At 74.2% G+C, this 26,899-nt stretch carries 24 protein-coding genes; 19 read left to right on the top strand and 5 right to left on the bottom strand.

Going from position 1 to position 26,899, the window contains the following annotated elements; translation table 11 throughout:
• Nucleotides 1-210: 210 nt before the first annotated feature.
• Complete coding sequence (locus IR170_RS06980; RefSeq protein ID WP_193661791.1) at nt 211-2,265, bottom strand: NADPH-dependent 2,4-dienoyl-CoA reductase; 2,055 nt, start codon at nt 2,263-2,265, stop codon at nt 211-213.
• Nucleotides 2,262-2,816, bottom strand: coding sequence for a PadR family transcriptional regulator (locus IR170_RS06985; protein WP_193661792.1), 555 nt, complete (start codon nt 2,814-2,816; stop codon nt 2,262-2,264). Before IR170_RS06985 ends, IR170_RS06980 begins: the two co-directional genes overlap by 4 nt.
• A 151-nt stretch (nt 2,817-2,967) precedes the next feature.
• On the opposite strand from IR170_RS06985, the gene IR170_RS06990 reads away from it, so the two are divergent.
• The 10 genes from IR170_RS06990 to IR170_RS07035 all read left to right on the top strand — a co-directional run bounded on the left by IR170_RS06990 (nt 2,968) and on the right by IR170_RS07035 (nt 13,137).
• Complete coding sequence (locus tag IR170_RS06990) at nt 2,968-3,870, top strand: ABC transporter substrate-binding protein (protein ID WP_193661793.1); 903 nt, start codon at nt 2,968-2,970, stop codon at nt 3,868-3,870.
• On the top strand, nt 3,867-4,745 hold the full coding sequence (locus IR170_RS06995; RefSeq protein WP_056865031.1) for an amino acid ABC transporter permease: 879 nt from the start codon (nt 3,867-3,869) through the stop codon (nt 4,743-4,745). Before IR170_RS06990 ends, IR170_RS06995 begins: the two co-directional genes overlap by 4 nt.
• Before the next feature lie 8 nt (nt 4,746-4,753).
• Nucleotides 4,754-5,539, top strand: coding sequence for an amino acid ABC transporter ATP-binding protein (locus tag IR170_RS07000; protein ID WP_319804945.1), 786 nt, complete (start codon nt 4,754-4,756; stop codon nt 5,537-5,539).
• A 366-nt stretch (nt 5,540-5,905) separates the two neighbouring features.
• Nucleotides 5,906-7,066 (top strand): CaiB/BaiF CoA transferase family protein, encoded by a 1,161-nt coding sequence (locus IR170_RS07005; RefSeq protein WP_319804946.1) that lies wholly within the window; start codon nt 5,906-5,908, stop codon nt 7,064-7,066.
• Nucleotides 7,067-7,261: 195 nt separating this feature from the next.
• Nucleotides 7,262-7,687, top strand: coding sequence for a hypothetical protein (locus IR170_RS07010; RefSeq protein WP_193661794.1), 426 nt, complete (start codon nt 7,262-7,264; stop codon nt 7,685-7,687).
• Between the two features lie 117 nt (nt 7,688-7,804).
• Nucleotides 7,805-8,554 carry a glutamine amidotransferase gene (locus IR170_RS07015; protein ID WP_193661795.1) on the top strand — a complete coding sequence of 250 codons (750 nt, stop codon included), beginning with the start codon at nt 7,805-7,807 and terminating at the stop codon, nt 8,552-8,554.
• 152 nt (nt 8,555-8,706) lie between these two features.
• Nucleotides 8,707-10,215, top strand: coding sequence for a flavin-containing monooxygenase (locus IR170_RS07020; RefSeq protein ID WP_193661796.1), 1,509 nt, complete (start codon nt 8,707-8,709; stop codon nt 10,213-10,215).
• A gap of 169 nt (nt 10,216-10,384) precedes the next feature.
• On the top strand, nt 10,385-10,579 hold the full coding sequence (locus tag IR170_RS07025) for a CsbD family protein (protein WP_056865028.1): 195 nt from the start codon (nt 10,385-10,387) through the stop codon (nt 10,577-10,579).
• A 238-nt stretch (nt 10,580-10,817) separates the two neighbouring features.
• On the top strand, nt 10,818-12,407 hold the full coding sequence (locus IR170_RS07030) for a DEAD/DEAH box helicase (RefSeq protein ID WP_319804947.1): 1,590 nt from the start codon (nt 10,818-10,820) through the stop codon (nt 12,405-12,407).
• Between the two features lie 34 nt (nt 12,408-12,441).
• Nucleotides 12,442-13,137, top strand: coding sequence for a CPBP family intramembrane glutamic endopeptidase (locus tag IR170_RS07035; protein WP_082500489.1), 696 nt, complete (start codon nt 12,442-12,444; stop codon nt 13,135-13,137).
• 126 nt (nt 13,138-13,263) lie between these two features.
• On the opposite strand, the gene IR170_RS07040 is transcribed toward IR170_RS07035, so the two are convergent.
• Complete coding sequence (locus tag IR170_RS07040; protein WP_056865025.1) at nt 13,264-14,157, bottom strand: NAD(P)H-binding protein; 894 nt, start codon at nt 14,155-14,157, stop codon at nt 13,264-13,266.
• Nucleotides 14,158-14,260: 103 nt separating this feature from the next.
• On the bottom strand, nt 14,261-15,001 hold the full coding sequence (locus IR170_RS07045) for a MerR family transcriptional regulator (protein WP_056865024.1): 741 nt from the start codon (nt 14,999-15,001) through the stop codon (nt 14,261-14,263).
• Between the two features lie 227 nt (nt 15,002-15,228).
• Here IR170_RS07045 and IR170_RS07050 point away from each other — a divergent pair, with 227 nt between their 5' ends.
• The 9 genes from IR170_RS07050 (at nt 15,229) to IR170_RS07090 (ending at nt 25,749) form a co-directional block, all read left to right on the top strand.
• On the top strand, nt 15,229-16,440 hold the full coding sequence (locus IR170_RS07050) for an acetyl-CoA C-acetyltransferase (RefSeq protein ID WP_056865023.1): 1,212 nt from the start codon (nt 15,229-15,231) through the stop codon (nt 16,438-16,440).
• Between the two features lie 86 nt (nt 16,441-16,526).
• Nucleotides 16,527-18,734: a 3-hydroxyacyl-CoA dehydrogenase NAD-binding domain-containing protein gene (locus IR170_RS07055; protein ID WP_193661797.1), complete on the top strand. Its 2,208-nt coding sequence runs from the start codon at nt 16,527-16,529 to the stop codon at nt 18,732-18,734.
• A 152-nt stretch (nt 18,735-18,886) separates the two neighbouring features.
• Nucleotides 18,887-19,624, top strand: a complete 738-nt coding sequence (locus IR170_RS07060) for an ABC transporter ATP-binding protein (RefSeq protein ID WP_193661798.1) — start codon at nt 18,887-18,889, stop codon at nt 19,622-19,624.
• Complete coding sequence (locus IR170_RS07065; RefSeq protein ID WP_193661799.1) at nt 19,599-21,203, top strand: hypothetical protein; 1,605 nt, start codon at nt 19,599-19,601, stop codon at nt 21,201-21,203. Before IR170_RS07060 ends, IR170_RS07065 begins: the two co-directional genes overlap by 26 nt.
• A gap of 189 nt (nt 21,204-21,392) precedes the next feature.
• The gene (locus tag IR170_RS07070; RefSeq protein ID WP_193661800.1) at nt 21,393-22,658 is read left to right on the top strand and encodes an acyl-CoA dehydrogenase family protein; all 1,266 of its coding nucleotides are present in this window, start codon (nt 21,393-21,395) and stop codon (nt 22,656-22,658) included.
• Nucleotides 22,655-23,446, top strand: coding sequence for an SDR family NAD(P)-dependent oxidoreductase (locus IR170_RS07075; protein WP_319804948.1), 792 nt, complete (start codon nt 22,655-22,657; stop codon nt 23,444-23,446). Before IR170_RS07070 ends, IR170_RS07075 begins: the two co-directional genes overlap by 4 nt.
• Nucleotides 23,443-24,549, top strand: a complete 1,107-nt coding sequence (locus IR170_RS07080; RefSeq protein WP_193661801.1) for a phosphotransferase family protein — start codon at nt 23,443-23,445, stop codon at nt 24,547-24,549. Before IR170_RS07075 ends, IR170_RS07080 begins: the two co-directional genes overlap by 4 nt.
• Nucleotides 24,549-25,271 (top strand): histidine phosphatase family protein, encoded by a 723-nt coding sequence (locus IR170_RS07085; RefSeq protein WP_193661802.1) that lies wholly within the window; start codon nt 24,549-24,551, stop codon nt 25,269-25,271. Before IR170_RS07080 ends, IR170_RS07085 begins: the two co-directional genes overlap by 1 nt.
• Before the next feature lie 28 nt (nt 25,272-25,299).
• Nucleotides 25,300-25,749 carry a DoxX family protein gene (locus IR170_RS07090; protein ID WP_227488779.1) on the top strand — a complete coding sequence of 150 codons (450 nt, stop codon included), beginning with the start codon at nt 25,300-25,302 and terminating at the stop codon, nt 25,747-25,749.
• Here the strand turns inward: IR170_RS07090 and IR170_RS07095 are convergent.
• On the bottom strand, nt 25,733-26,491 hold the full coding sequence (locus tag IR170_RS07095; RefSeq protein WP_193661803.1) for an SDR family oxidoreductase: 759 nt from the start codon (nt 26,489-26,491) through the stop codon (nt 25,733-25,735). The genes IR170_RS07090 and IR170_RS07095 overlap by 17 nt on opposite strands.
• Nucleotides 26,492-26,899 lie beyond the last annotated feature (408 nt).

Consider the following 26,899-nt stretch of genomic DNA (forward strand, 5'->3'; position numbering starts at 1 on the left):
GCGGCATACGACGAGCTCAGGGCGGGTGGACCTGCCGTTCGCCGCCACTTCCCGCACGCCGGCCCCCGCCGCGCGAGACCGCGCGCGCGGCAGCCGGAGTCCCACCAGCCACCTGCGTCCCACCTGTCGGCGCGGACCCGCACTGGTCGGCCCACGCACGGGCCGACCAGTGCGGGTGTCGCCAGCCGACTGGTGAAACCCGCAGCAGCCTCAGAGCCCCGCCGCCACCCGGGTCCCCTGCTCGATGGCGCGCTTGGCGTCGAGCTCGGCGGCGACGTCGGCGCCGCCGACGAGGTGGGCGGTGACGCCGGCGGCGACGAGGTCGTCGTAGAGGTCGCGCACCGACTCCTGGCCGGCGCAGAGCACGACGTGCTCGACGGGGAGCACGGTCTCGACGCCGTCGACGGAGTAGTGCAGGCCGGCGTCGTCGACGCGGTGGTAGGTGGCGCCGGCGACCTGGGTGACCCCCGACTGCTTGAGCACGGCGCGGTGGGCCCAGCCGGAGGTCTTGCCGAGGTCCTTGCCGATCATCGTGGTCTTGCGCTGCAGCAGGGTGACCTCGCGCCGCGGCTCGCGGGGCTTGCGCTCGGTGAGTCCGCCGCGGTGCAGGGAGGGGTCGCCGACGCCCCAGTGGGCCAGCCAGTCGTCGAGGTCCTCGCTGGGGTCGTGGGTCAGCCAGACGCTCACGTCGACGCCGATCCCGCCGGCGCCGACGACGGCGACGCGGCGCCCGGGCACGACGCGACCGGCGAGCACGTCGGCGTACGACACGACGCTGGGGTGCTCGACGCCCTCGAGGTCGGGCACGCGCGGGGTGACGCCGGTGGCGACGACGACCTCGTCGAAGCCGGCGAGGTCGGCGACCCCGGCGCGGGTGGAGAGGCGCACGTCGACGCCGAGCACGTCGAGGCGGCGGCGGTAGTAGCGCAGCGTCTCGGCGAAGTCCTCCTTGCCGGGCACGGCCATGGCCAGGCGGAACTGCCCGCCCAGCTCGGGGCCGGCCTCGAAGAGGGTGACGGCCAGCCCGCGCTCGGCGGCGGAGACGGCGGTGGCGAGCCCGGCGGGCCCGGCGCCGACGACGGCGACGCTGGCGCGGCGGCGGGTGGGGGTGAGCAGCAGGGTGGTCTCGCGACCGGCGCGGGGGTTGACCAGGCAGGAGGCCTTCTGGTTCTTGAAGGCGTGGTCGAGGCAGGCCTGGTTGCAGGCGATGCAGGTGTTGATCTCGTCGGCGCGGCCCTCGGCGGTCTTGAGCGCGAACTCGGGGTCGGCCAGCAGCGGGCGGGCCATCGAGACGAGGTCGGCCTCGCCGGCGGCCAGCACGGCCTCGGCCAGGTCGGGGGTGTTGATCCGGTTGGAGGCGCAGACCGGCACCGACACGGCTGCCTTGAGCCGGGCGGTCATCGAGCGCCACGCCCCGCGCGGCACCTGCGTGATGATGGTGGGCACGCGGGCCTCGTGCCAGCCGATGCCGGTGTTGAGCACGGTGACGCCGGCCTGCTCGAGCAGGTGGGCCAGCTCGACGGTCTCCTCCCAGCTCTGGCCGTCCTCGACCAGGTCGAGCAGCGAGATGCGGTAGACGATCGGGAGGTCGTCGCCGACGACCTCGCGGGCGCGGCGCACCACCTCGACCGGGAAGCGCATCCGCTTGCTGGCCGAGCCGCCCCACGCGTCGGTGCGGTCGTTGGTGCGCGCGGCGAGGAACTGGTTGATGAGGTAGCCCTCGGAGCCCATGATCTCGACGGCGTCGTAGCCCGCCTCACGCGCCAGGCCGACGGCGTCGGCGAAGTCGGAGGCGGTGCGGTCGACGGTGCGCGTCGACATCGCCGAGGGCGTGAAGGGCGTGATCGGCGACTTGCGCCTCGAGGCGGAGGCACTGAAGGGGTGGTAGCCGTAGCGGCCCGCGTGCAGCACCTGCAGCGCGATCGCCCCGCCCTCCTCGTGCACCGCGCCGGTGACCTGGTGGTGGCTGCGGGCCTGGCGCCGCGAGGTCAGCTCGGAGGCGAAGGGCTTGAGCCAGCCGCGCCGGTTGGGGGCGTAGCCGCCGGTGACGATGAGGCCGGTGCCGCCGCGCGCACGCTCCCGGAAGTACGCCGCGAGCGCCGGCAGGTCCCGCGCGCTGTCCTCCAGGCCGGTGTGCATGGAGCCCATGACGATCCGGTTGCGCAGCGTCAGCGCGTCGGCGCCCGCGCCGAGGGTGAGCGGGGAGAGCAGCAACGGGTGCCGGGGCTGCTCGGGCTGCTCGGGCTGCGGGGTCTGGGCGGTCATCGGTCGTCCTCCGTGGTGGGGCGGGTGTGGGCGTCGAGGTACTCCTCGAGCCACTGGGTCCAGAACTCCTCGAGCCGCACGCCGCCGCGCAGCACGAGGTACTGGTCGAGGGCCAGGCCGGTGAGGCGGCCGGGCTCGGGGTAGTCGCGCTTCATCAGCTGGCGGTAGTGGTCCAGGCGCAGGTGGTGGTCGGCCAGGTCGGCGCGCACGACGTCGAGCACGGCCTCGCGCTCGCCGAAGGAGGCGCCGCGCAGCTTGACGGCCAGCTCCGAGCGCATCGGCTCGGGCCCGACGGGGGTGGCCAGCCACGCGGCGAGCGCCTCGCGCCCGGCCGCGGTGACGGCGTACTCCTTCTTGTCGGGGCGCCCGGCCTGCGGCACGGGGGTGGCCTCGACCCAGCCGTCGGCCTCCATGCGGGCCAGCACGCGGTAGATCTGCTGGTGGGTGGCCGACCAGAAGAAGCCGATCGAGCGGCTGAAGCGCCCGGCGAGCTCGAGTCCGGCCGCGGGCTGCTCGCGCAGCGCGACGAGGAGGGCGTGCTCGAGGGCCATGCGGCCATGGTGACGTACCTATGCAACGAGTTGCAAGAGGGGGGGTTCGTCACCCTCCGGAGGACCCCCGACGTGTTCCTGGGACGTGACCGGCGTCCCGGCGCGGACCCGTCGTGACCGCGACCGGCCCGGCGCGACCTACGATTCGTCCATGCTGCTGCGCCGGACGGCCTCCCTCGTGTCCCTGCCCCTCGTGCTGCTCGCCGTCTCCTGCGCCCCGGTCGAGGAGTCCGGCAGCGCGGGCGGGTCCGGCGACGACACCTCCTCGGCTCAGGCCACGCCGGCCGCCGACCTCGACCCGGCCGAGTGCGCCGCGGGCGCGACCCTGGTCTCCGACGGCACGCTGACCGTCGGCACCGACTCCCCGGCCTACGACCCGTGGTTCACCGACAACGACCCCACCAACGGCGAGGGCTTCGAGTCGGCGGTGGCCTACGAGGTCGCCGACCGCCTGGGCTTCGGCGCCGACGAGGTCACCTGGCAGACGGTGCCCTTCAACTCCAGCTACAAGCCGGGCCCCAAGGACTTCGACCTCGACATCAACCAGATCTCGATCACCCCGGCCCGCGCCGAGGTCGTCGACTTCTCCTCCGGCTACTACTCCGCCGCCCAGGCCGTCATCGCCCTCGAGGGCACCGCCGGCGCCGAGGCCACCAGCCTGGAGGACCTGCAGGGTCTGCGGCTCGGCGCGCAGACCGGCACCACCTCGCTCACCGCGATCCGCGACGTCATCCAGCCGGAGGCCGACGCCGTGGTCTTCGAGGACACCAATGCCGCCAAGCAGGCCCTGCAGAACGACCAGGTCGACGCCGTGCTCGCCGACCTGCCCACCGCCTTCTACATCTCCGCCGTCGAGATCCCCGACAGCGTGCTCGTCGGGCAGTTCCAGCCCGAGACCGGGGAGCAGGAGGAGTTCGGGATGCTCTTCGAGAAGGGCAGCGACCTCGTGCCCTGCGTCGACGCCGCGCTGGCCCAGATGGACGACGACGGCACCCTGGCCGACCTCGAGCAGCGCTGGCTCTCCGACGTCGTGGACGTCCCCCAGCTCCAGTGACGTCCCCGACCGGCGCTCCCGCGGGCGGCGCCACCTGGACCCCGAGCGAGCGCGAGCTCGAGCGGCGCGCCGTACGCCGTGCCCTGCGCCGCCGCTCGATCGGCGTCGCGACCACGGCGCTGGTCGTCTTCTTCGCCGGCCTGGGCCTGCTGCTGGTGACCTCGCCGGGCTGGGAGCGGGTGCGCGAGTCGTTCTTCAACGGCTTCCACGCCCGCGCCTCGCTGCCCGACATCGCCGACGCCTTCCTCATCAACGTCGCGATGTTCATGATCGCCGAGCCGATCATCCTGGTGCTCGGGCTGCTCATCGCGCTGGCGCGCGGCGCCCGCGCACCGGTGCTGGCGCCGCTGCGGCTGCTCGCGGTGGCCTACACCGACGTGGTGCGCGGGATCCCCACGCTGCTGCTCGTGCTGCTGATGGGCTTCGGCATGCCGGGCCTGCAGCTGCAGGGCCTGCCGACCAGCCCGTTCTTCTGGGCCACCACGGCCCTGGTGATCTCCTACAGCGCCTACGTCGCCGAGGTCTTCCGCTCCGGCATCGAGTCGATCCACCCCAGCCAGATCGCCTCGGCCGAGGCGCTGGCGCTCTCGCGCACCCAGACCATGCGCTTCGTCGTCGTGCCGCAGGCCGTGCGCCGCGTCGTGCCGCCGCTGCTCAACGACTTCGTCTCGCTGCAGAAGGACACCGCCCTGGCCTCCACGATCGGTGTCTTCGAGGCGGTCTTCGTGGCCCGCGACTACACCAACTACAACTTCAACTACACCCCCTACGTCGTCGTGGCCCTCTTCTTCGTCGCCCTCACCATCCCGCTGGCCCGGCTCACCGACGCCCTCGGTCGCCGCTACGCCCGGCGCGAGCGGACCGGTGCCCTGTGAGCGGCGCTGTGACCGGCCCTGTGACCGGCCCGGCGGGCGGGACCGCGCGCGGCGGCGTCGAGCCGCTGCTCGAGGCGACCGGCCTGCGCAAGTCCTACGGCGAGCGCGTCGTGCTGGCCGACGTGTCGCTGCGCGTGCAGCCCCACGATGTCATCTGCCTGATCGGCTCCTCGGGCTCGGGCAAGTCGACGCTGCTGCGCTGCCTCAACCTGCTCGAGGACGTCGACGACGGCTCGATCGTCTTCGAGGGCCGCGAGGTCTCCGACCCCCGCGTCGACCCGCGCGAGGTGCGCCGGCGCATGGGCATGGTCTTCCAGGCCTACAACCTCTTCCCCCACCTCAGCGTGCTCGACAACTGCACCCTCGCCCCGCGCCGCGTGCACGGCCTCGGCCAGGCCGAGGCGGAGACCCGCGCCCGCGACCTGCTCGCGCAGTTCGGGCTCTCCGAGCACGCCGGCAAGCACCCCGACAAGCTCTCCGGCGGCCAGCAGCAGCGCGCGGCGCTGGTGCGCGCGCTGTGCACGCAGCCGACCCTGCTGCTGCTCGACGAGATCACCGCGGCGCTCGACCCCGAGCTGGTCGGCGACGTGCTCGCCATCGTGCGCGACCTGGCCGAGGCCGGCACCACCATGGTGCTGGCCACCCACGAGATGGCCTTCGCCCGCGAGGTCGCCACCTCGGTCTGCTTCCTCCACGAGGGCCGCATCCTCGAGCAGGGCCCGCCCGCCGAGATCTTCGCCGACCCCCGCGAGGAGCGCACCCGCCAGTTCCTGCGGCGCGTCCTGCCCGGCTGACCCGGAGGCTCCCCGCTCCGCCGCCGCAGGCCGGATCGCGCCATGGCGTGGCTGGAGCGCACCGATCGCGCGATTGCGCCGGCGGCGGGCTGGGGACGGCGCGGTGTGCGTGGCTGGTGCGTTCGCGGGCGGCCCCGGCCTGCTCGAACCGCGCAATCGCGCTGGACGACCCCACGCTCAGCCGGGTGGGCGCGTCGTGCGGTGTGCGCGGCTGCCGCAGTCCTCGGCGGCCCCGGCCTGCGCAACCGGCGCGATCGCGCTGGACGGCCCCACCCGCGGCCCGGTCCCCGACCCGATCCCGACCGCGCCCCGCCCACCACCCGACCGTGACACCACTTCTGTCAGCATCTGGGGCATGATGCGCGCATGAGCTACGAGCTGGGTCAGGGCACGGGACCACTGCGGGGCGTGAAGGTCGTGGAGATCGCGGGCATCGGGCCGGGCCCGCACGCCTGCATGATCCTGGCCGACCTGGGCGCCGACGTGATCCGGGTCGAGCGTCCGGGGGGCCAGGTGCTCAGCGGCGGGAGTCACGACCTGCTCAACCGCGGCCGGCCCAGCGTCGCGCTCGACCTGAAGAGCCCCGAGGCGGTGCAGACCATGCTCGACCTCGTGGCGAGCGCCGACGTGCTGGTCGAGGGCATGCGCCCCGGCGTCACCGAGCGCCTCGGCCTCGGCCCCGACGACTGCCACGCCCGCAACCCGCGCCTGGTCTACGCGCGCATGACCGGCTGGGGCCAGACCGGCCCGCTGGCCCACGCGGCCGGGCACGACATGAACTACATCGCCATCACCGGCGCCCTCTTCGGCCTCGGCCAGGACCCGTCGCGACCGCACTTCCCGACCAACCTCGTCGGCGACTTCGGCGGCGGGTCGACGTACCTCGTCATCGGGATCCTCGCCGCCCTCCTCGAGGCGAGGGGGAGCGGGCGGGGCCAGGTCGTCGACGGCGCGATCGTCGACGGCACCGCCCACGTCAACGCCATGACCACCGCCTTCGTCGGCGCGGGCATCTTCCGCGAGGAGCGCGCGGCCAACCTCCTCGACGGCGGCGCCCCCTACTACGACGTCTACGAGACCTCCGACGGCCGCCACATGAGCGTCGGCGCCCTCGAGCCGCAGTTCTTCGACGCCCTCGTCACCCTGCTCGGCGTCAAGGAGACCTGCCCCGGCCAGCACGAGCTGGAGCGCTACGACGAGATGCGCGCCCTCTTCGCCGACACCTTCCGCAGCCGCACCCAGGCCGACTGGGTCGAGCTCTTCGAGGGCACCGACGCCTGCGTCGCCGGGATCATCCCGGTCACCGAGGCCAAGGACCACCCCCACCTCGCCGCCCGCGGGACCCTCGTCGAGCACGAGGGCCGCCTCCAGCCGGCCCCCGCGCCCCGCTTCTCCCGCACCGAGGCCACGCTCTCCACGCCCCCGCCCGACAAGGCCGGCCGCCACACCCGCGACGCGCTCGCCGCGTGGGGCGTCGCCGACGTCGACGGCCTGCTCGCGCGCGGCGTCGCGGTGCAGGCCGACTGACCCGGGGGTCGCACGCCCGCTGACGTTCCGGGGAACCGCCGGCCGGTCGTGCGCGTCCGTTGGGGACAGGCCGCGACGAGGCGGCAGGCGACGACCCGTGGGGTGGCGATGGTGCAGGTTCGAAGGGCGGTCGGGACGGGCGCCGTGCACGGATCGAGACGTCGGAGGTCGCGCCGCGGAGGTCGTCTCGAGCACGTGGGGGCGTCCGGTGTCGTGGTCCTGCTCGCGGCTCTGGTCGCCTGCGGCGCCGAGGACCCCTCCGTGGAGGACCGGGGGGCGAGCCCCGTCGAGACCGGCCCTGTCCTCACGCCTGCTGGCGCATGGGAGAGCTACCCCTCGGCCGAGGTCGGGGGCGTCCTCACCCAGCGTGAAGGCTGCCTGCTCCTCGGCAGCGAGGTCGTCGTCTGGCCCGTCGGCACGACCTGGGACGAGGAGGCCGGGGAGGTCGGGCTGAGCGACGGCACCAGCGCCGTTCTCGGCGAGGGGTTCCGCGGAGGAGGGGGTCACTACGAGGCCGCCACCGACCTTGCTGACGTGCTCGACTCCGCCGCGGTCGCCGAGCTCGTCGCGGCGTGCGTCGATCGCACCTCGGCCGACGGCATCGTTCTCGTCGGCCCCTGAGCAGGTCGCTGGGTGACGGGGGCCCGCGGGGAGGGCGCGGAGCCGTGCAGCCCCAGGACCCTGTCGCGCTCGCCCGCCGGTGCCAGCCCCTCGCCCGGCGCCCGGCACACTGGCCCCGTGAAGCCGTTCCTCTTCCTCGGCACCCGCGCGGAGGACCTCGCCGCCGACGGTGAGTACGACGCGGTCCTGCGCTGCACCGGCCTGGCCGAGCGCGAGCTGCGCCGCGTGCGCCTGGAGCGCGAGTCGCTCCTCGACGCGCTCGGCGGGCCGGTCGACCTCGACGCCTGGTCGGGCATCGTGCTCGGCGGCGGGCCCTACAACGTCAGCGACCCCGTCGAGGCCAAGAGCACCGCGCAGCGCCGGGCCGAGGCCGAGCTGGCCGACCTCGCCGAGCGGGTCGTCGCGGCCGACCACCCCTTCCTCGGCGCCTGCTACGGCATCGGCACCCTCGGCGTGCTGCGCGGCGGACTGGTCGACCGCTCCCACCCCGAGCCGATCGGGGCGCAGACCATCACCCTCACCGAGGCCGGACGCGCCGACGCGCTCTTCGGGGGCCTGCCCGACCGTTTCCAGGCCTTCCTGGGCCACAAGGAGGCGGTGGCCCGCCTGCCCGAGGGGGCGGTGCTGCTGGCGTCGTCGGCGACCTGCCCGGTGCAGGCCTTCCGGCTGGGCGAGCGGGTCTGGGCCACGCAGTTCCACCCCGAGCTCGACGTCGAGGGCATCTGCACCCGCATCGAGGTCTACGCCGAGCACGGCTACTTCGAGCCCGGCGGCGCCGCCACCCTCCAGGCCCGCGCCCGCGCCGCCGTTGTCACCGAGCCGCAGCGGCTGCTCACCCGCTTCGTCGAGCTCTTCGCCCGCGACTGACCCCGCCCCGGCCGGCCCGCGACCCCGGCCCGCCCCGGCCCGCGACCCCGGCCCGCCCCCGCCCAGCCGCAGCGTCCCCGGCGTACGGGCAGTGAGGCAGACCTCTTGCTGAACATCTGTCAACAAGGCCCGGACCGGGCTACCGTCGGCCCATGAGCAGCGAGACCAGCGCCCCTGCGACCGGCACCCGCGAGTCCACCTCCGCCAGGCCCCCCGGCGGGGTCGAGCACGTCGACGTCCTCATCGTCGGCGCCGGCCTCTCGGGCATCGGCGCGGCCTGCCAGCTGCGCGCGGGCCACCCCGGTCGCAGCGTGGCGGTGCTGGAGAGCCGCGGGGCCAGCGGCGGCACGTGGGACCTCTTCCGCTACCCCGGCGTGCGCTCGGACTCCGACATGTTCACCTTCGGCTACCGCTGGCGCCCCTGGCCCAGCCACACCGCGCTGGCCGACGGCGGCCTGATCCTCGACTACGTGCGCACGGTCGCCCGCGAGCAGGGCGTCGACCGCCTCGTCCGCTACCACCACAAGGTCCTCGGCGCCGACTGGGACTCCGCGGCCGCGCGCTGGACGGTGCGCATCGAGCGCGACGGCGAGCCGCTCACCATGACCTGCGGCTTCCTGTGGGGCGCCACGGGCTACTACGACTACGAGGAAGGCCACACCCCGGTCTTCCCCGGCCGCGAGCGCTTCCAGGGCCAGGTCGTGCACCCCCAGCACTGGCCCGAGGACCTCGATTACGCCGGCAAGAGGGTCGTCGTCATCGGCTCGGGCGCCACCGCGATCACGCTGCTGCCCTCGATGGCCGGCACGACCGAGCACATCACCATGCTCCAGCGCACCCCCACCTACATCCTCCCGCAGCCCGGCGAGGACCCCTGGTCGAAGCTGTTCGACAAGCTGCCGCTGCCGGCCGCGGTGACCTACCCGGTCGTGCGGTGGAAGAACGTGCTGCGCCTGGTGGCCAGCTACCAGCTCGCCCGCCGGTTCCCGCGGCAGACCAAGGCCGTCATCCGCCGCTTCACCGAGCCCCAGCTGCCCGAGGGCGTGTCCTTCGACGAGCACTTCCAGCCGTCCTACGACCCGTGGGACCAGCGCCTGTGCGTCGTGCCCGACGGCGACCTCTTCAAGGCCCTGCGCGCCGGTCAGGCCTCGGTGGTCACCGACACCATCGAGACCTTCGACGAGACCGGCATCGCGCTCACCTCCGGGGAGCACCTCGACGCCGACATCATCGTCACCGCCACGGGCCTGAAGCTGCTCGCCTTCGGCGGCCTCGAGCTCAGCCTCGACGGGGAGCGGATCGACGTCTCCCAGGCGATGTCCTACAAGGGCCTCATGCTCAGCGGCGTGCCCAACTTCGCCTACACGATCGGCTACACCAACGCCTCCTGGACCCTCAAGGCCGACCTGGTGGGGGAGTACGTCGTGCGCCTGCTCTCCCACCTCGACGAGCACGGCCTGCGCGCCGTGGTGCCCGTGCGCGACGAGTCGGTGGGGGAGCGGCCCTTCATGGACCTCGCCTCCGGCTACATCCAGCGCGCCCTCGTCGACCTGCCCAAGCAGGGCGACCGCGCGCCGTGGATGCTGCGGCAGAACTACCTCCAAGACGTGCGCACCATCCGCCGCGACCGCATCGACGACGAGGCCCTCGCCTTCTCCTGACCCGCCGAGCGCACGGGTCCGGCCCGTACGCCACGGGCGGCGCCGGTGTGACGCGGGGCGCACCCCGTGCTCACCCCAGGGGTGAGGCCGGGCTCGGTGCACGGTGGTGCACTGGAACGCAGTACGCACCCCTCGACCGAGGGGGACACCCGACCGAACGGAGCACGTGATGGGCATCGGCGACAAGATCAGCAACAAGTCCGAGGAGCTCGGCGGCAAGGCCAAGGAGACCACCGGCCGCGCGACCGGCGACGAGCAGCTCGAGGCGGAGGGCAAGGGCGACCAGGCCTCGGCCGGCGTCAAGCAGGGCGTCGAGAAGCTCAAGGACGCCGCCAAGGACATCAAGGACGGCCTCACCAAGTGAGACCTCCCCTCCCGCCGCGCACCGCGACCGGGAGGGACGGCTGAGACCAGACGCACACCGCGTCGAATCTCGATCGACGGGCTGCACCCCTAGACTGGGGGGCAGCCCGTTCCGTCTTGCCTCGGGCTCCGCCGGACCCGCACCACCCGGTCCGCGCGCCGCCTCCGTCGGAGGCACCCGCTCCTCTCGCCCGTCACGGGCCAGTCGTGCAGCCAATCATTGGCGAGACACGCCCACAGTGAGTGACTTCTTCGTGTCCAACGCATCGTCCAACGCTTCGTCCAACGCTTCCTCCACCCGTTCCTCCGGCACCGCCGGCGCGGGCTCCCCGAGCTTCGCCGCCCTCGGCGTGCCCGCCGACCTCGTGGCGATCCTCGCCCGCGACGGCATCACCTCCCCCACCCCGATCCAGGCCGCGACGCTGCCCGACTCGCTGGCCGGGCGCGACGTGCTCGGCCGCGGCCGCACCGGCTCCGGCAAGACCTTCGCGTTCCTGCTGCCGCTGGTGGCCCGCCTCGTCGAGTCGTCGCTGCCCGCGACGGCCAAGCGCCCCCGCGCGCTCGTGCTGGCCCCGACCCGCGAGCTGGTCAACCAGATCCACGAGGCCCTCAAGCCGCTGGCCAAGGCCGCCGGCCTCACCACCCAGACCGTCTTCGGCGGCGTGGGCCAGAACCCCCAGGTCGCGGGGCTGCGCCGCGGCACCGACATCGTGCTGGCCTGCCCCGGCCGCCTCGAGGACCTCATCTCCCAGGGCCACTGCCAGCTCGGCTCGATCGAGGTGACCGTGCTCGACGAGGCCGACCACATGGCCGACCTCGGCTTCCTGCCCGGTGTGCGCCGCATCCTGGAGAAGACCCCCGTCGAGAGCCAGCGCCTGCTCTTCTCGGCCACCCTCGACAACGCCATCGACGTGCTGGTCAAGCGCTTCCTGCGCAACCCCGTCACCCACTCCGCCGACTCCGCGCAGTCGCCGGTGGCCAAGATGGACCACCACGTCCTGCACCTCTCGCGCGAGCAGCGCGTGCCGGTGCTGGTCGACCTGGCCAGCGCGCCCGGTCGCACCGTGGTCTTCACCCGCACCAAGCACGGCGCCAAGGCCCTGGCCCGCCAGCTCAACAAGAACGGCGTGCCCGCCGTCGAGCTGCACGGCAACCTGTCGCAGAACGCGCGCGTGCGCAACATGGACGCCTTCCACGCCGGTCAGGCCAGCACGCTGGTCGCCACCGACATCGCGGCCCGCGGCATCCACGTCGACGACGTGGCCCTCGTGGTCCACGCCGACCCGCCGGCCGAGCACAAGGCCTACCTGCACCGCTCGGGCCGTACGGCGCGCGCGGGCGCGGCCGGCACCGTCATCACCCTGATGACCGCCGAGCAGGTGCGCGACGTGCGCGACCTGACCCGCGCGGCCGGCATCAAGCCGACCATCACCAAGGTCGACACGATCTCCCACCCGATCCTCACCACGCTGGCCCCCGGTGAGCGGGTCCTCGTGCCCGGCGGCCTCGGCGTCAGCACCCCCGAGCCCGCCCCGCGCGGCTCCGGCGGCAGCGGTGGCGGCTCGGGTCGCTCCGGCGGCCGCGGCGCCGGCGGCGCGGGCGGCGGCACCCGCCGTCGTCGCGGCGGCGGCACCTCCTCGGGCGGCTCCGGCTCGTCCTCGCAGGGCGGCGGCCAGGGCGGCCAGGGTCGCGGGCGCGGCCAGGGCTCCGGTGCGGCCAAGCCCGCCGGCGGGCCCGGCGGGCGGTCGGGCGCTGCCCGGCGTACCGGTGGGTCGGGGCAGGGCGGCTCGAGCCACAGCGCCGCGTCCTTCAGCGGACGCCGGGGCTGACCGCAGGCGACGTAAGGTGGGAGGAGTGAGCCCGGTGCGTGAGTTCGTCAGACGGTCCCTGTGGGACGTCGTGCCTCGCGACCACCGGGACGACCCCGCCGTGCTGAGGCGGCGCCAGATCGTCACGGGTGTCTTCGTGGTGATCGGCGCCGCCGTGCTCGGCTTCTCGCTGCGCATCGAGCCGGGCTCGGGCTGGTTCTACGTCTCGACGCTCGTCCTGGCCTCGGTGTGGATCCTCGGCGCCTTCACCTCCGGCCCGCTCCACCTCGGGCGCATCGGGCACGCCGAGCGGCTGCGCCGCCCGGTGCTCTCGCCGATCCTGCTGGGCGCGGCGATGGTCGGGGTCTTCGTGCTCGGCGCGCTGCTGATCCGCGAGATCCCGCTCTTCGACCCCCTGGTGCGCCAGATCCAGTCGGTGCTCGACTACACCGTCGAGGGCCCCTGGCCGCTGCTGCTCTTCGTGACGGCCGTCAACGGCGTCGCCGAGGAGCTGTTCTTCCGCGGTGGCGCCTACGCCGCCACCCCGCGCTACCCCGTGCCGGTCACCACGGTGGCCTACACCGTGGCCACGCTGGCCACCGGCAACGTCATGCTCACCTTCGCCGCCGTGCTCCTCGGCGTGGTGGTCGGCCTGCAGCGTCGCGCCTCGGGCGGCATCCTCGCCCCGATCCTGACCCACCTGACGTGGTCGATCTCGATGCTCTTCCTCTTGCCGCTGATCTTCCTCTGATCGTCCTCCGCGCCGCGGACCCGTCCTCGGGCCCTCCCTCGGTGGCGGGCGCTGACCTCATGCGTCGCGCGGAGGCGCATCCACGATCCTCACGACGCACGGCCGGGCGCCCGCGTCGGACCCGGCTCAGGTCTGGTCGTCCTCGGCCACGGCGCGGCGCACGGCCTCGGCGTAGCTCAGCGGCTCGCCGGGCACGACGTCGCGGATGGAGTAGTCGGTCTGCAGGACCTCGTTGCCCATGGAGTCGATGAGGTTGGCCGCGGTGGTGGTGTCGACGCCCGTGACCAGGCGGATCCACCACGACGAGAGCACCGGCGTGCCCACGGGCAGCTGGATGATCGGGATGTCGCGGCCCAGGATCTCCTTGGCCGCGCCGCGCATCATGCCGACGTAGCTCAGCTGGTCGGCGCCGCCGACCTCGAAGACCCGGTCGTAGGCCTCCTCCTTGCCGGTGACGCCCACGATGTAGCGGATGACGTCGTCGATCGCGATCGGCTGGGTGCGGGTGGCGGCCCAGCGCGGCACGACCATCGCGGGCAGGTTCTTCACCAGCCCACGCGTCATCTCCCACGACACGCCGCCGGCGCCGACGACGATCGCCGCACGCAGCACCGTGACGGGCACCCCGGAGGTGCCGAGCAGCTGCTCGACCTCGCGGCGCGAGCGCAGGTGGGGGGAGAGGTCGTCGTCGTCCTTGCCGAGCCCGCCCATGTAGACGATCTGGGTGACGCCGTTGGCGGCCGCGGCCAGCCCGAAGGCGGTGGCGGCCTCGGCGTCCTTGCGCTCGAAGTCGTTGTCGTCGAGGGAGTGCACCAGGTAGATGGCCACGTCGACGTCGGTCAGCGGCTCGGCCAGCGTGCCGGGGTCGAAGACGTCGCCGTAGACGGCCTCGCCCTGCCCCTCGTAGGTGTCGGGGTGGCGGGTCATCGCCTTGACGTGGTGACCGGCCTCGACCATCGCAGGCACCAGCCGCTTCCCGATGAAGCCGGTGGCGCCGGTGACGAGGACGGTGAGACTCATGGGGCCAGCGTAGGGGGTGCGACCTGGCCCGCCGTCCAGGAGCGGGGGGCTCGGGCCCGAGGGGTGAGAAACCGCCGGGACGCCTGGCCGGCCGGGGGCAGGGTCAGTCGGTGCTGCGCCGGGCGCGCTCGGCGATCCGGTCGCGCTTGGCCTGGTCCATGGCCGACTCGTAGGCCGAGACCAGCCCGGCGATCGAGAGCGGCTTGAGCCGCTCGACGACCTCGCGGATGGTCTCGGGAGAGGCGCCGGCCTCCTTGTAGGCGGGCCACACCATCGTGCGGAAGACCTGGTTGAGCTCCTCGGCCAGCTGGCGGCCGTGGGCGGCGTAGACCTGGGCCGAGGCGACCGCGGCCTCGGTGGGGAAGCCCAGGTCGAGCAGGCTCAGCCCCACCGGCAGCTGGGTGAGCGCCACGGCGTAGCGCCCGCGGCGCGTCGGCACGGCGATGCCGAGGGCGGCCAGCGTCGAGAGGTCGTCCTCGCCCAGCTCGCGCCCTGCGCGGGTGGCGAGCTCGGCGACGCTCATCTCCTCGGGCACGTCGGCCTGCCACGGCGCCAGCATCGTGCGGTGCAGCGCGATGTCCTCGGGGGTGGCGTCGGCGGGGATCGCGGCGACGTAGCGCTCGATGGCCGAGAGCGTGAAGCCGTGGCTCTGCAGCTCGGCGACCAGCTCGAGGCGCGCGACGTGGTCGGGGGTGTAGTAGCCGGAGCGGCCGCGACGGATCGGGGGCGGCACGAGGCCCTTGGTGGTGTAGAAGCGCACGTTGCGCACGCTGATCCCGGCGCGCTGGGTCAGCTCGTCGAGGGTCATCAGGTCCTTGGTGGCCCCGGCGCCGTTCTCGTCCATCCTCGTCCTCCCTCCTGCTGCTGCGTGTCGTGATGCCTGTCGTGATGCTGCCGTGGCGCCCGCCCGCCTGCTGACGCGGGGGCGGCGACCTGCCGGTCAGGCAGGACATCCTGCCGGTGTGGTGGCCGACACACGCACGGGGGCGCGGGCGGTGCCGCGATCCCTTGACGACAGTGACAGCAATAGTGTCACAATCGACGCACAGACATCGAGCACCGAGGACGGTCATGGCAGAAGCATTCGTGTACGACCACATCCGCACACCGCGCGGCAAGGGCAAGGCCGCCGGATCGCTGCACGAGGTGAAGCCGGTCGACCTCGTGGTCGGGCTGCTCGACGAGCTGAAGGTGCGCAACCCCGGCCTCGACCCCCACCGCGTCGACGACGTGGTGCTCGGCGTGGTCACCCCTGTCGGCGAGCAGGGCGGCGACATCGCCAAGACCGCCGCGCTCAAGGCGGGCTACCCCGACACGGTCGCCGGCGTGCAGCTCAACCGCTTCTGCGCCTCGGGCCTCGAGGCCGTCAACCAGGCCGCCGGTCGCATCCGCGGCGGCATGGAGGACCTCATCCTCGCCGGTGGCGTGGAGTCGATGAGCAACGCGCCCATGGGCTCCGACGGCGGCGCCTGGGCCCAGGACCCCGCCACCGCGCTCGCCACCGGCTTCGTGCCCCAAGGCATCGGCGCCGACCTCATCGCCACCATCGAGGGCTGGAGCCGCGAGGACGTCGACGCCTTCGCCGCCGAGTCCAACCACCGCGCCGCCAAGGCGTGGGCCAACGGCTACTTCACCGACTCCGTCGTGCCGGTCAAGGACATCAACGGCCTCACGGTGCTCGACCACGACGAGCTGATCCGCCCCGACACCTCGGTCGAGGGCCTGGCCGGCCTCCGGCCCAGCTTCGCCCAGATGGGTCGCGACGCGGGCTTCGACGACGTCGCGCTGGAGAAGTACCACTGGGTCGAGAAGATCGACCACGTCCACCACGCCGGCAACTCTTCGGGCATCGTCGACGGCGCCGCGCTCATGGCCATCGGCACCGAGCAGGTCGGCGTCGACCTCGGTCTGACCCCGCGCGCCCGGATCGTGTCGATGGCCGTCTCGGGCGCCGACCCGACGATCATGCTCACCGGCCCCGCCCCGGCCGCCCGCAAGGCGCTGGCCAAGGCCGGCCTCGAGGTCGGCGACATCGACCTCTTCGAGATCAACGAGGCCTTCGCGGCCGTCGCGATGCGCTTCATGCGCGACATGGGCATCACCGACGAGATCACCAACGTCAACGGCGGCGCCATCGCCATGGGCCACCCGCTCGGGGCCACCGGCGCGATGATCCTCGGCACCCTCATCGACGAGCTCGCCCGCCGCGACCAGCGCCGCGGCCTCGCCACGCTCTGCGTCGGCGGCGGCATGGGCATCGCCACGATCGTCGAGCTGGTCTGAGCCCCGCGCACCCGCGCGGACCGACCAGCCCCCTCCCGGCGTACGCGCCGACGCCCGTCACAGACCCAGACAGGACCCACACACGCATGAGCACCACCACCACCGAGCAGACCGCCGTCCGCTACGACAAGGACGCCGACGGCATCGTCACCCTCACCCTCGACGACCCGCACCAGTCGGCCAACACCATGAACGCCCTCTACACCTCCTCGATGAAGGCCGTCGTGGACCGCATCGAGGACGAGCTGGCCGCCGACGCCTCGAGCGTCACCGGCGTCGTGATCGCCAGCGCGAAGAAGACCTTCTTCGCCGGCGGCGACCTCAAGGGCATGGTCACCGCGACCCCCGACGACGCCGCGAGCGTCTTCGCGATGGCCGAGGGTGTCAAGGAGCCGCTGCGCCGCCTGGAGAAGCTGCCCGTGCCGGTCGTCTCGGCCATCAACGGCGCCGCGCTCGGCGGCGGCTTCGAGATCTGCCTGGCCACCAACCACCGCATCGTCGTCGACGACGACAAGATCGCCCTCGGCCTGCCCGAGTCGTCGCTGGGCCTGCTGCCCGGCGGCGGCGGCGTGACCCGCATCGTGCGGCTGCTCGGCCTCCAGGCGGGGCTGATGGAGGTGCTGCTCACCGGCACGCAGTTCAAGCCGGCCCAGGCCGAGGAGAAGGGCCTGGTCGACGAGCTGGTCGCCACCCGCGAGGAGCTCCTGCCCGCGGCCAAGGCGTGGATCAAGGCCCACCCCGAGGCGACCACCAACCCGTGGGACGCCCCCGGCTACAAGATGCCCGGCGGCAACCCGAAGGGCCCGGCCCTGGCCGGCTTCCTGCCCGCCTTCCCGGCACTGCTGCGCAAGCAGACCAAGGGCGCGGTCTACCCCGCCGCCCGCGCGATCCTCTCGGCCGCCGTCGAGGGCGCCATGCGCGACTTCGACACCGCCTCGCGCATCGAGTCGCGCTACCTGGTCAAGCTCATCACCGAGCAGGGCTCGAAGAACATGATCCAGGCGTTCTTCTTCGACCTCCAGGCCATCAAGTCCGGCTCCATGCGCCCGCAGGGCATCGAGCCCTTCAAGGCCACCAAGGTCGGCGTGCTCGGCGCCGGCATGATGGGCGCCGGCATCGCCTACTCCTGCGCCCGCGCCGGCATGGAGGTCGTGCTCAAGGACGTCTCCGACGAGAACGCCGCCAAGGGCAAGGCCTACTCCGAGGGCCTGCTCGACAAGGCCATCTCGCGCGGCAAGTCCACCGAGGAGAAGAAGGCCGAGCTGCTCGGCCGCATCACCGCCACCGGCGACGCCGCCGCCCTGGCCGGCTGCGACCTGGTCATCGAGGCCGTCTTCGAGGACCCCTCGCTCAAGGCCAAGGTCTTCGCCGAGGTCGCGCCCTACGTCAACGACGACGCGCTGCTGTGCTCCAACACCTCGACCCTGCCGATCACCGAGCTCGCCGAGGGCGTCGACCGCCCGAAGGACTTCATCGGCCTGCACTTCTTCAGCCCCGTCGACAAGATGCCGCTGGTGGAGATCATCCGCGGCGCCGAGACCTCCGACGAGGCGCTGGCCAAGGCCTACGACGTCGTGCAGCAGATCCGCAAGACCCCGATCGTGGTCAACGACAGCCGCGGGTTCTACACCTCGCGCGTCATCGGCTTCTTCGTCAACGAGGGCCTGGCCATGCTGGCCGAGGGCGCCCACCCGATCTCCCTGGAGCGCGCCGCGACGCAGGCGGGCTACCCCGTGGGCACGCTGCAGCTGACCGACGAGCTCAACATGGAGCTCATGGCCAAGATCGAGAAGGCCACCCGCGAGGCCGCCGAGCGCGACGGCACGCCGTACGCCATCCACCCCGGCACCGCCGTGGTGCAGCGCATGCTCGAGCTCGAGCGCCCCTCGCGCCTCAAGGGCAAGGGCTTCTACGAGTACGCCGACGGCAAGCGCCAGGGCCTCTGGGCCGGCCTCGCCGAGGAGTTCCCGGTGGCGGAGGAGCAGATCCCCTTCGAGGACATGAAGGAGCGGATGCTCTTCGCCGAGGCCCTCGAGACGGCCAAGTGCTTCGAGGAGGGCGTCATCACCTCCGCCGCGGCCGCCAACATCGGCTCCATCATGGGCATCGGCTTCCCGCCCATGACCGGTGGCGCCGCGCAGTACATGACCGGCTACCAGGCCGCCGACGGCGAGATCGGCCTGGCCGCCTTCGTCAAGCGCGCCGACCAGCTGGCCGAGCGCTACGGCGACCGCTTCGCCCCCACCGCCCACCTCCGCTCCATGGCGGAGAAGGGCGAGTCCTTCCCGGCCTGACACCGGGCCCGCGAGGGCTACCGGGCCCACCGGACCAGCACGACACCGCGGCGGAGACCGCGGGTCCTCCGAACGGCCGACCCCCTGGTCGGTCCGGGTCATTTGCCCGCGGAGGCCTCCTGGGGCAGCGCCCGCGCGGCCAGGATGGGGGCGTGACCTCCCCCCGGCCCGCCGTCGACGTGCGCGCCCTCCACGTGCGCTTCGGCGAGGTGGAGGCGGTCGCGGGCGTCGACCTGGTGGCGTACGCCGGCCAGGCCACCGCCCTCCTGGGCCGCAACGGCGCGGGCAAGTCGACGACGATGCGCGTGCTCGCCGGCGTCGTGCCGCCCACGTCGGGCACCGCCCGCGTCGCGGGCCACGACGTGCGGCGCGAGCCGCTGCGGGTCAAGCAGTCGGTGGGCTACTGCCCCGACGTGGGCGGGCTCGTGCCCCGCGCGACGCCGTGGGAGCACGTGCAGCTCTCCGCGCGGCTGCGCCGCCTCGACCGCACGTGGCGCACCCGCCCGGTGGGCTGGGAGCAGCGCGCCCGCGACCTGCTCGAGCGCTTCGAGCTCGGCGACGTCGCCCACCGGGTGACGGCCGGCTTCTCCCACGGTATGGGCCGCCGGCTCTCGGTGGTGCTGGCCGCGCTGCACGAGCCCGACGTGCTGCTGCTCGACGAGCCCTTCGACGGCGTCGACCCGATCGGCGTGGAGGCGACCCTGGAGGTCGTCGCCGACGCCCGCGCCCGTGGCGCCTGCGTCCTGGTCTCCACCCACCTGCGCGAGCTGGCCATCGAGGCCTGCTCGACCGTGACCGTGCTGCGGGGCGGCGCCCAGGTCGCCACGCTCCCGGCCGCCGACATGGTGGGGGAGGACGGCGCGCGTGCCTACCGCGGCCTCCTCGACTGAGCGCTGGCCCGGCTCCGGCCCGCCGCGTCGTCCCGGGGCCGCCGCCCGCTGGCGCGCCGCACCCGCCGACGCGTGGCACGCCGTGGTCGACGCCGGCCACCTGGTCGCCTTCCGCGCCGGCACCGTGCGCAGCCGCAGGGTCCTCGTCGCGCTCGCCGCCGCCTTCGTCGCGCTCACCGCGGCGGCCGCGGTCGTGCCGGCGTGGACCCCCGGTGCGGGCTCGGGGGAGGGCCACAGCCTCGACGTGCTCCTGCTGCTGCCCACCGCGATGGCGGGCTTCCTGCTGCTGGCGCTGGTCTCGGCGGTCGTCTCCGGGGGCGGGCGCGAGCTGCTGGCGCGCGACCCGGCCGCGGTGCACCCGGTCAGCCCTACGACCGACCACCTCGGGGCGCTGGTCCTCGCACCCCTCAACATCGCCTGGCTGCTGCAGGCCTGGACGCTGCTGGGCAGCACCGCCTACGCCGTGGGCCCGGGCCGCGGCGGCGCCGACCTCGCCGCCGCGCAGGTCGGCATGCTGCTGTGGCTGGCCCTGGCCACGGCGCTCGCGCAGGTCGTCGCCTGGAGCCTGGAGGGCCTGCGCCGCCTGCGCGGCGGTGTCCTGGCCGTGCGCCTGCTCGGCCTCGGGGTGCTCGCCGCGGGGCTGGCCCTGCAGGCCACCGGTCGGCTGGTGCCGGCCCTCGACCGCGGCCCGACCGTGCCGGTGCTGGGCGGCCTCGTGGGCGGCCCCGGCTCGCGGTGGGGCCTCACCGTGGCCGGCCTGCTCGTGGCGACCCTGCTCGCGGTCGCCCTCGGCGCCGTGCCGGCCCACCTGGCGGTGCGCCGCCACCCGCGCGACGAGCAGGGCAGCGAGACCGCGCACCACGAGGCCCGCCCGCTGGCCCGCGGGCCGCTCACCGCGCTCGTGCGCACCGACCGGGCCTCGGTGTGGCGCGCGGTGCCGATGCGACGCGGGCTGCTGGTGCTCGCCGTGGGCCCCGGCCTGGTCGCCCTGCTGGGCGGGCTGCGCTGGGACACCATGACGGTGCTCCCCGGCCTGGTCGCCTCCGGCGGCGCGCTGCTCTTCGGGGTCAACGCGTGGTGCCTCGACGGCCGCGGCGGGCGCTGGCGCGAGAGCCTGCCGGTCGGCCCGGCCACGGTCTTCGACGCCCGCGCGTGGGTGCTGGCGGAGTTCCTGCTCGCGGCCTCGCTGCTGACCACCGCGATCGCCGCGGTGCGCGCCGGGGTGCCGAGCGCGGCCGAGCTCGCGGCGATCACGGCCACGCTGGCGGTGGTCACCGTGCAGGTGGTCGCGGCCGCGATGCGCTGGTCGCTGGCCCACCCCCACGCGGTCGACCTGCGCTCGGCCCGCGCGACCCCCGCCCCGCCGCTGGGCATGGTCGGCTACTCCACCCGCCTCGCGGTGAGCACGACCGTGACCGGCCTGGTCTTCTCCGGGCTCAGCCGCGCCGAGGGGTGGGCGCTGCCGGTGCTGTGCGCCGTACCGTTCCTGGCGTGGTCGTCGTGGCGCCTGCTGCGCACCCGCCGCCGCTGGCTCGACCCCGTCGAGCGCGCCCGCGTCGTGCTGACCGTCACCGCCTGACGCCGCGCGCCGCTCTCGCCGGGGGACGTCATGCGCTGTGTGGATGCGCCTGCACGTCCCGCACGACGTCCCGCCTCGCAGCCCCACGAGCCGGCCCCGCCCCCCGGGGGGCGCCACCGCGCCGGCGACCCGCAGCCGCCCGCACGCCCGTGAGACGCCCGTCACCCGGCTGCCTCTAGGGTGCGAGGCATGGACTTCTCCCCCTCGCCGCGCGCGGCCGACCTGACCGCCCGGGTGGCGGCCTTCATCGCCGAGGAGGTGACGCCGGTCGAGGCGGAGTACCACGCCGAGCTCGCCCGCCGCCGCGCCGACCGCAGCGGGCCGAGCCCGTGGGAGCCGCAGCCGGTGCTCGAGGAGCTCAAGGCCAAGGCCCGCGCGCAGGGCCTGTGGAACCTCTTCCTGCCCAAGGAGCACGCGGGGGAGTACGCCGCGCGCTTCGGCACCGACGGCGGCGAGGGCCTCACCAACGTCGACTACGCCCCGATCGCCGAGCTCACCGGCCGCAGCGCCATCGCGCCGCTGGTGCTCAACTGCAACGCCCCCGACACCGGCAACATGGAGGTGCTGCTGCGCTACGGCACCCAGGCCCAGCGCGACGAGTGGCTCGACCCGCTGCTCGACGGCCGGATCCGGTCGGCCTTCACCATGACCGAGCCCGGCGTGGCCTCCTCCGACGCCACCAACATGGCCGCCACGGCGGTCGTCGACGGCGACGAGGTCGTCATCAACGGGCGCAAGTGGTGGTCGACCGGCGTCGGCCACCCCGACTGCAGGATCTTCGTCTTCATGGGTCTCACCGACCCCGACGCCGACCGCCACCACCGTCACTCCATGGTGCTGGTGCCGCGCGACACCCCCGGCGTCAGGATCGAGCGGCTGCTCTCGACCATGGGCATCCAGGACGAGCCGCTCGGCCACGGCGAGGTCTCCTTCACCGACGTGCGGGTGCCGGTCTCCAACATCCTCAGCGGCCCCGGCGAGGCCTTCGGCATCGCCCAGGGCCGCCTGGGCCCCGGCCGCGTGCACCACTGCATGCGCCTCATCGGCCTGGCCGAGCTGGCGCTGGAGCTGGCGTGCCGCCGCGGCCTCGAGCGCGAGGCCTTCGGCAAGCCGCTGGCCAACCTCGGCGGCAACCGCGAGCGCATCGCCGATGCCCGCATCGCCATCAACAGCGCCCGCCTGCTGGTGCTCGACGCGGCCTGGAAGCTCGACGTCGGCGGCCCGCTCAACGCCCTCTCCGAGGTCTCCCAGATCAAGGTCGCCGTGCCCACCATGGCCCAGCAGGTCATCGACATGGCCATGCAGCTGCACGGCGGCGGCGGTCTCTCCGACGACCACCCGCTCGCCGCGGCCTGGACCTCGGCGCGCGCCCTGCGGCTGGCCGACGGCCCCGACGAGGTGCACCGCGGCGTGGTCGCGCGCCTCGAGCTCGGCCAGTACGGCGCACGCCGGTGAGCGCCCCCGCGGCCGAGCGGGCCGGCGCCCCCCTGCGCGTGCTCGTCACCGGCGCCGCCTCGGGGCTCGGCGAGGCGCTCAGCGAGGCCTTCGAGGCCCGCGGCGACGAGGTGCTGCGCACCGACCTGCGCGCCCCTGACGGCGGGCTGGCCCTCGACATCACCTCCGACGACGACTGGGCCGCCGCGGTGGCCGAGGTCGAGCGGCGCTGGGGCGGGCTCGACGTGCTGGTCAACAACGCCGGCGTGGCCGGTGGCGGCCGGCTCGACGTGGCCACCCTCGAGGAGTGGCACTGGATCTTCGAGATCAACCTCTTCGGCGCCGTGCGCGGCACCCGCGCCTTCGTGCCGCTGCTCAAGCGGCAGGGGTCGGGGGCGATCGTCAACGTCGCCTCGCTGGCGGGCCTGGTCCACCCGGCCGGCATGGCGTCCTACAACGCGGTGAAGGCCGCGGTCGTGGCGCTCACCGAGACCACCGGCCACGAGCTGGCCGGCCACGGGGTCAGCGCCCACGCGGTCTGCCCGTCGTACTTCCGCACCAAGCTGATGGACTCCCTGCAGGGCGCCGACGCCGCGCTCGGCGCCACGATGGCGCGGCTGGTGGAGCGCTCCCCGATCACCGCCGCCGACATCGCCGCGGCCGTGCTCGAGGGCCTCGACGGCGGCGCCGAGCTGATCGTGCCCGACCAGCCCGCCCGCGACGCGTGGGCGCTCAAGCAGCACGACCGCGCCGCCTACGACCAGGTCATGCGCGCCCAGGCGGCCAAGCTCGAGAGGAACGCACCATGAGCACCCCCACCGACGGGCCCGCCCCGGACGGCAACCCCGCCAAGGCCCTGCGCGAGGAGGACGCCTTCGACACCGCGGCCGTCGAGCGCTGGCTGGGGCGCGGGCCGATCACGGAGGTGCGCCAGTTCCGCGGCGGCGCCTCCAACCTGACCTACCTGCTGGCCATGGCCGAGGGCCCCGACCTGATCCTGCGGCGGCCCCCGGTGGGCCGCAAGGCCAAGGGCGCCCACGACATGGGTCGCGAGCACCGCATCCAGGCCGCCCTCGCGCCGGTCTTCCCCTACATCGCACCCCAGGTCGGCCACTGCGACGACGAGTCGGTCATCGGCTCGGAGTTCTACGTCATGGAGCGCCTCGAGGGCACGATCCTGCGCCAGGACTTCCCCGAGCAGCTGCGCCCGGTGGCCCCCGAGACCGCCGACGCGCTGTGCCGCCGCGCGCTCGACGTGCTGGTCGACCTGCACTCCGTCGACGTCGACGCCGTGCCCGAGCTGGCCGCGCTCAGCCGTGGCGAGGGCTACGTCGCCCGCCAGGTCTCCGGCTGGACCCGCCGCCTGGCCGACGCGCGCACCGAGGAGACCGGCGATTGGTCCGACGTCACCGGCTGGCTCGACGCCCACCAGCCCCCCGACGCCGGGCGGGTGCTGATCCACAACGACTACCGCTTCGACAACCTCGTGCTCGGCCCCGACCTCGAGGTCGCCGGCGTGCTCGACTGGGAGCTGGCCACCGTCGGCTGCCCGATGATGGACCTCAGCTGCACCTCGGCCTACTGGGTGCAGGCCGACGACGACGAGCTCTTCCAGCTCTTCCGCCGCCAGCCCACCACCACGCCGGGCATGTGGACCCGCGAGGAGCTGGCCCGCCGCTACTGCGAGCGCACCGGCCGCACCCTCAGCGCGCGCGACTGGACCTTCTACGAGGTCTTCGGCCTCTTCCGCCTCGCGGTGATCGCCCAGCAGATCTGGTACCGCTACGCCACCGGCCAGACCACCAACGAGTCGTACGCCGTGCTGGGCCAGGTCGTCCCCTACCTGGAGGCCCGCTGCCGCCGGCTGGTCGGCGAGGCCGGCTCCGGGGCCGGGTCCGGGGCCGGGGCCTGATGGGTCTGCTGCTGCTGGTGCGGCACGGCCAGGCCAGCTTCGGCGCCGACGACTACGACGTCCTCTCGCCCACGGGGTGGGAGCAGGGCCGCCTGCTGGGGGCCTCGCTGGCCGCCGCCGGCGCGCGCCCCACGGCGCTGGTGCGCGGGTCGATGCGCCGGCACCGCGAGACCCTCGAGGCGCTCGTCGACGGCGCCGGCCGGGGGAGCGGTGACCCCGGGACTCCCGGGACACCCGAGACCCCCGGGGTCACGGTCGACGCCGGCTGGGACGAGTTCGACCACCTCGGCGTCGTGGGCGCCCACCCCGACCTGCTGGGCGACGACGCGTGGAGCGACCGGCGCGCCTTCCAGACCGCCTTCGTGGAGGCGACGCGGCGCTGGACCGCGGGCGAGCCGGGCGCCGACGGGGCGGCGTACCCGGAGTCGTGGGGGGACTTCCTGGGCCGGGTGCGCGGCGCGCTGACCGCCGCCGCCGCGGCGACCGGGAGCGGCGGCACGACGCTGGTCGTGACCTCCGGCGGCGCGATCGCCGCGGCCTGCGCCGCGCTGGTCGACCCCGAGGAGACCGACGAGGCGCGGCTGGCCCGGGCCTGGAGCCGCTTCAACACCGTGTGCGTCAACACGGGGGTGACCCGCGTGGTGGTCGGCTCGACCGGGCCGCGCCTGCTCACCTTCAACGAGCACCCGCACGTCTCCGGCGACACGCTCACCTACCGGTGACGCCCGGTGAGCGCCCGGTGAGCGTCCCGTGACAGGCGCGTGGGTGCGTCACGTGGCCCGGGTCGTGCTCGGTGGCTTCCTCCTCGTGGCCGGCGTGGCCCACCTCGTCGACGTCGAGGCGTTCCTCGCCCAGGTGCCGCCGTGGCTGCCGGCCCGCGAGGCGGTGGTGCTGGTCTCCGGGGTGGTCGAGCTGGCCCTCGGCGCGGCGCTGCTGCTGGCGCGCGGGCGGCGGCGGGCGCAGGTCGGCGTGGTCGTCGCGGCCTTCCTCGTCGCGGTCTTCCCGGGCAACGTGAGCCAGTGGCTGACCGGTGCCGACGCCTTCGGCCTCGAGACCGACGGTGCGCGGCTGGCCCGGCTGTTCTTCCAGCCGCCGCTGGTCGCCTGGGCGCTGTGGTGCACCGGCGGCTGGGGGCTGCTGGTCGAGCTCCTCGCACGCCGACGGGGTGCCGGGGAGGGCCCGGTCAGACCAGGCGCTTGAGCACGCCGAGCGGCGCGTGCTTCATCACCAGCGACAGCGGGGCCCACGGCAGCGGCGGCACGCACGCGGAGTCGACCTGCTTCTCGATGGCGGCCACCATCGCCCGCACGCCCTTCTCGGTCGAGGCCATGAGCGGGGTCGACGAGGCGACCTGCTCGTTCATCTCCGAGGCGATGTAGCCGGGGTAGAGCACGGTGACCTTGACCGTGCGGGCCAGCGGTGTGCCGTGCAGCTCGTGGCGCACGCCCTCGGCGAGGTACGCCGCGCCGACCTTGGTGGCGGCGTAGGTGGTCATCGACCTCGGCAGCGCCCGCATGGCCGACATCGAGGAGACCACGACCAGGTGGCCGGCCTCCTGGGCGCGGAAGACGGCCATGGCCGCTTCCACCTGGCTCAGCGCGCCGACGAAGTTGGTCATCGCGGTCTCGCGGTTGACGTCGGCGCGACCGGTGCCGAGCGCGGCGCCCTTGCCGAGCCCCGCGTTGACCACCACCCGGTCGAGGTGACCGAAGGTGGCGCGGAAGTCCTCCACGACGGCCGGCACGGCCTCGTGGTCGGTGACGTCGAGGGCGCGCAGCTCGACCCGCCGCCCGGGGTGGGCGGCCAGCACCTCCTCGCGCAGCTGCTCCAGGCGGTCGGTGCGCCGGGCGCACAGGGCCAGGTCGTGCCCGCGGGCGGCGAGCTGGCGGGCCATCTCCGCGCCGAGCCCGGAGGAGGCGCCGGTGATCAGGGTGGTCGGCATGGCCCCGAGTCTGGCGCAGCACCCCCCACCGACCGCCACCGGCTCCGGCGTACCCCCGTCGTCCCACCCGCCACCTCCGCCCCACCGGTCGGCCCGGACCCGCGCTTGTCGGCCGAGGCGTGGGCCGACAGGTGCGGGTTTCACCGGCCGGCTGGCGAAACCCGCGGACGCCCCGGACCCCGTCGGCCCGGGCCGGGCAGCCACGCCGTCGCGTGGGGTCGGCCCGGGCCTGCATCCCCACCAGCCACGGCAGCCCCACCGGTCGGCCCGGACCCGCACCTGTCGGCCGACGCGTGGGCCGACAGGTGCGGGTTTCACCGGCCGGCTGGCGAAACCCGCGGCCCGCGGCACGGCCCCACCAGCCCCGCACAGGCACCGGAGTGACCCGGGCCACGCAAGGTCTCGGAT

Source organism: Nocardioides kribbensis (assembly GCF_015070375.1).
Lineage (GTDB): Bacteria > Actinomycetota > Actinomycetes > Propionibacteriales > Nocardioidaceae > Nocardioides > Nocardioides kribbensis.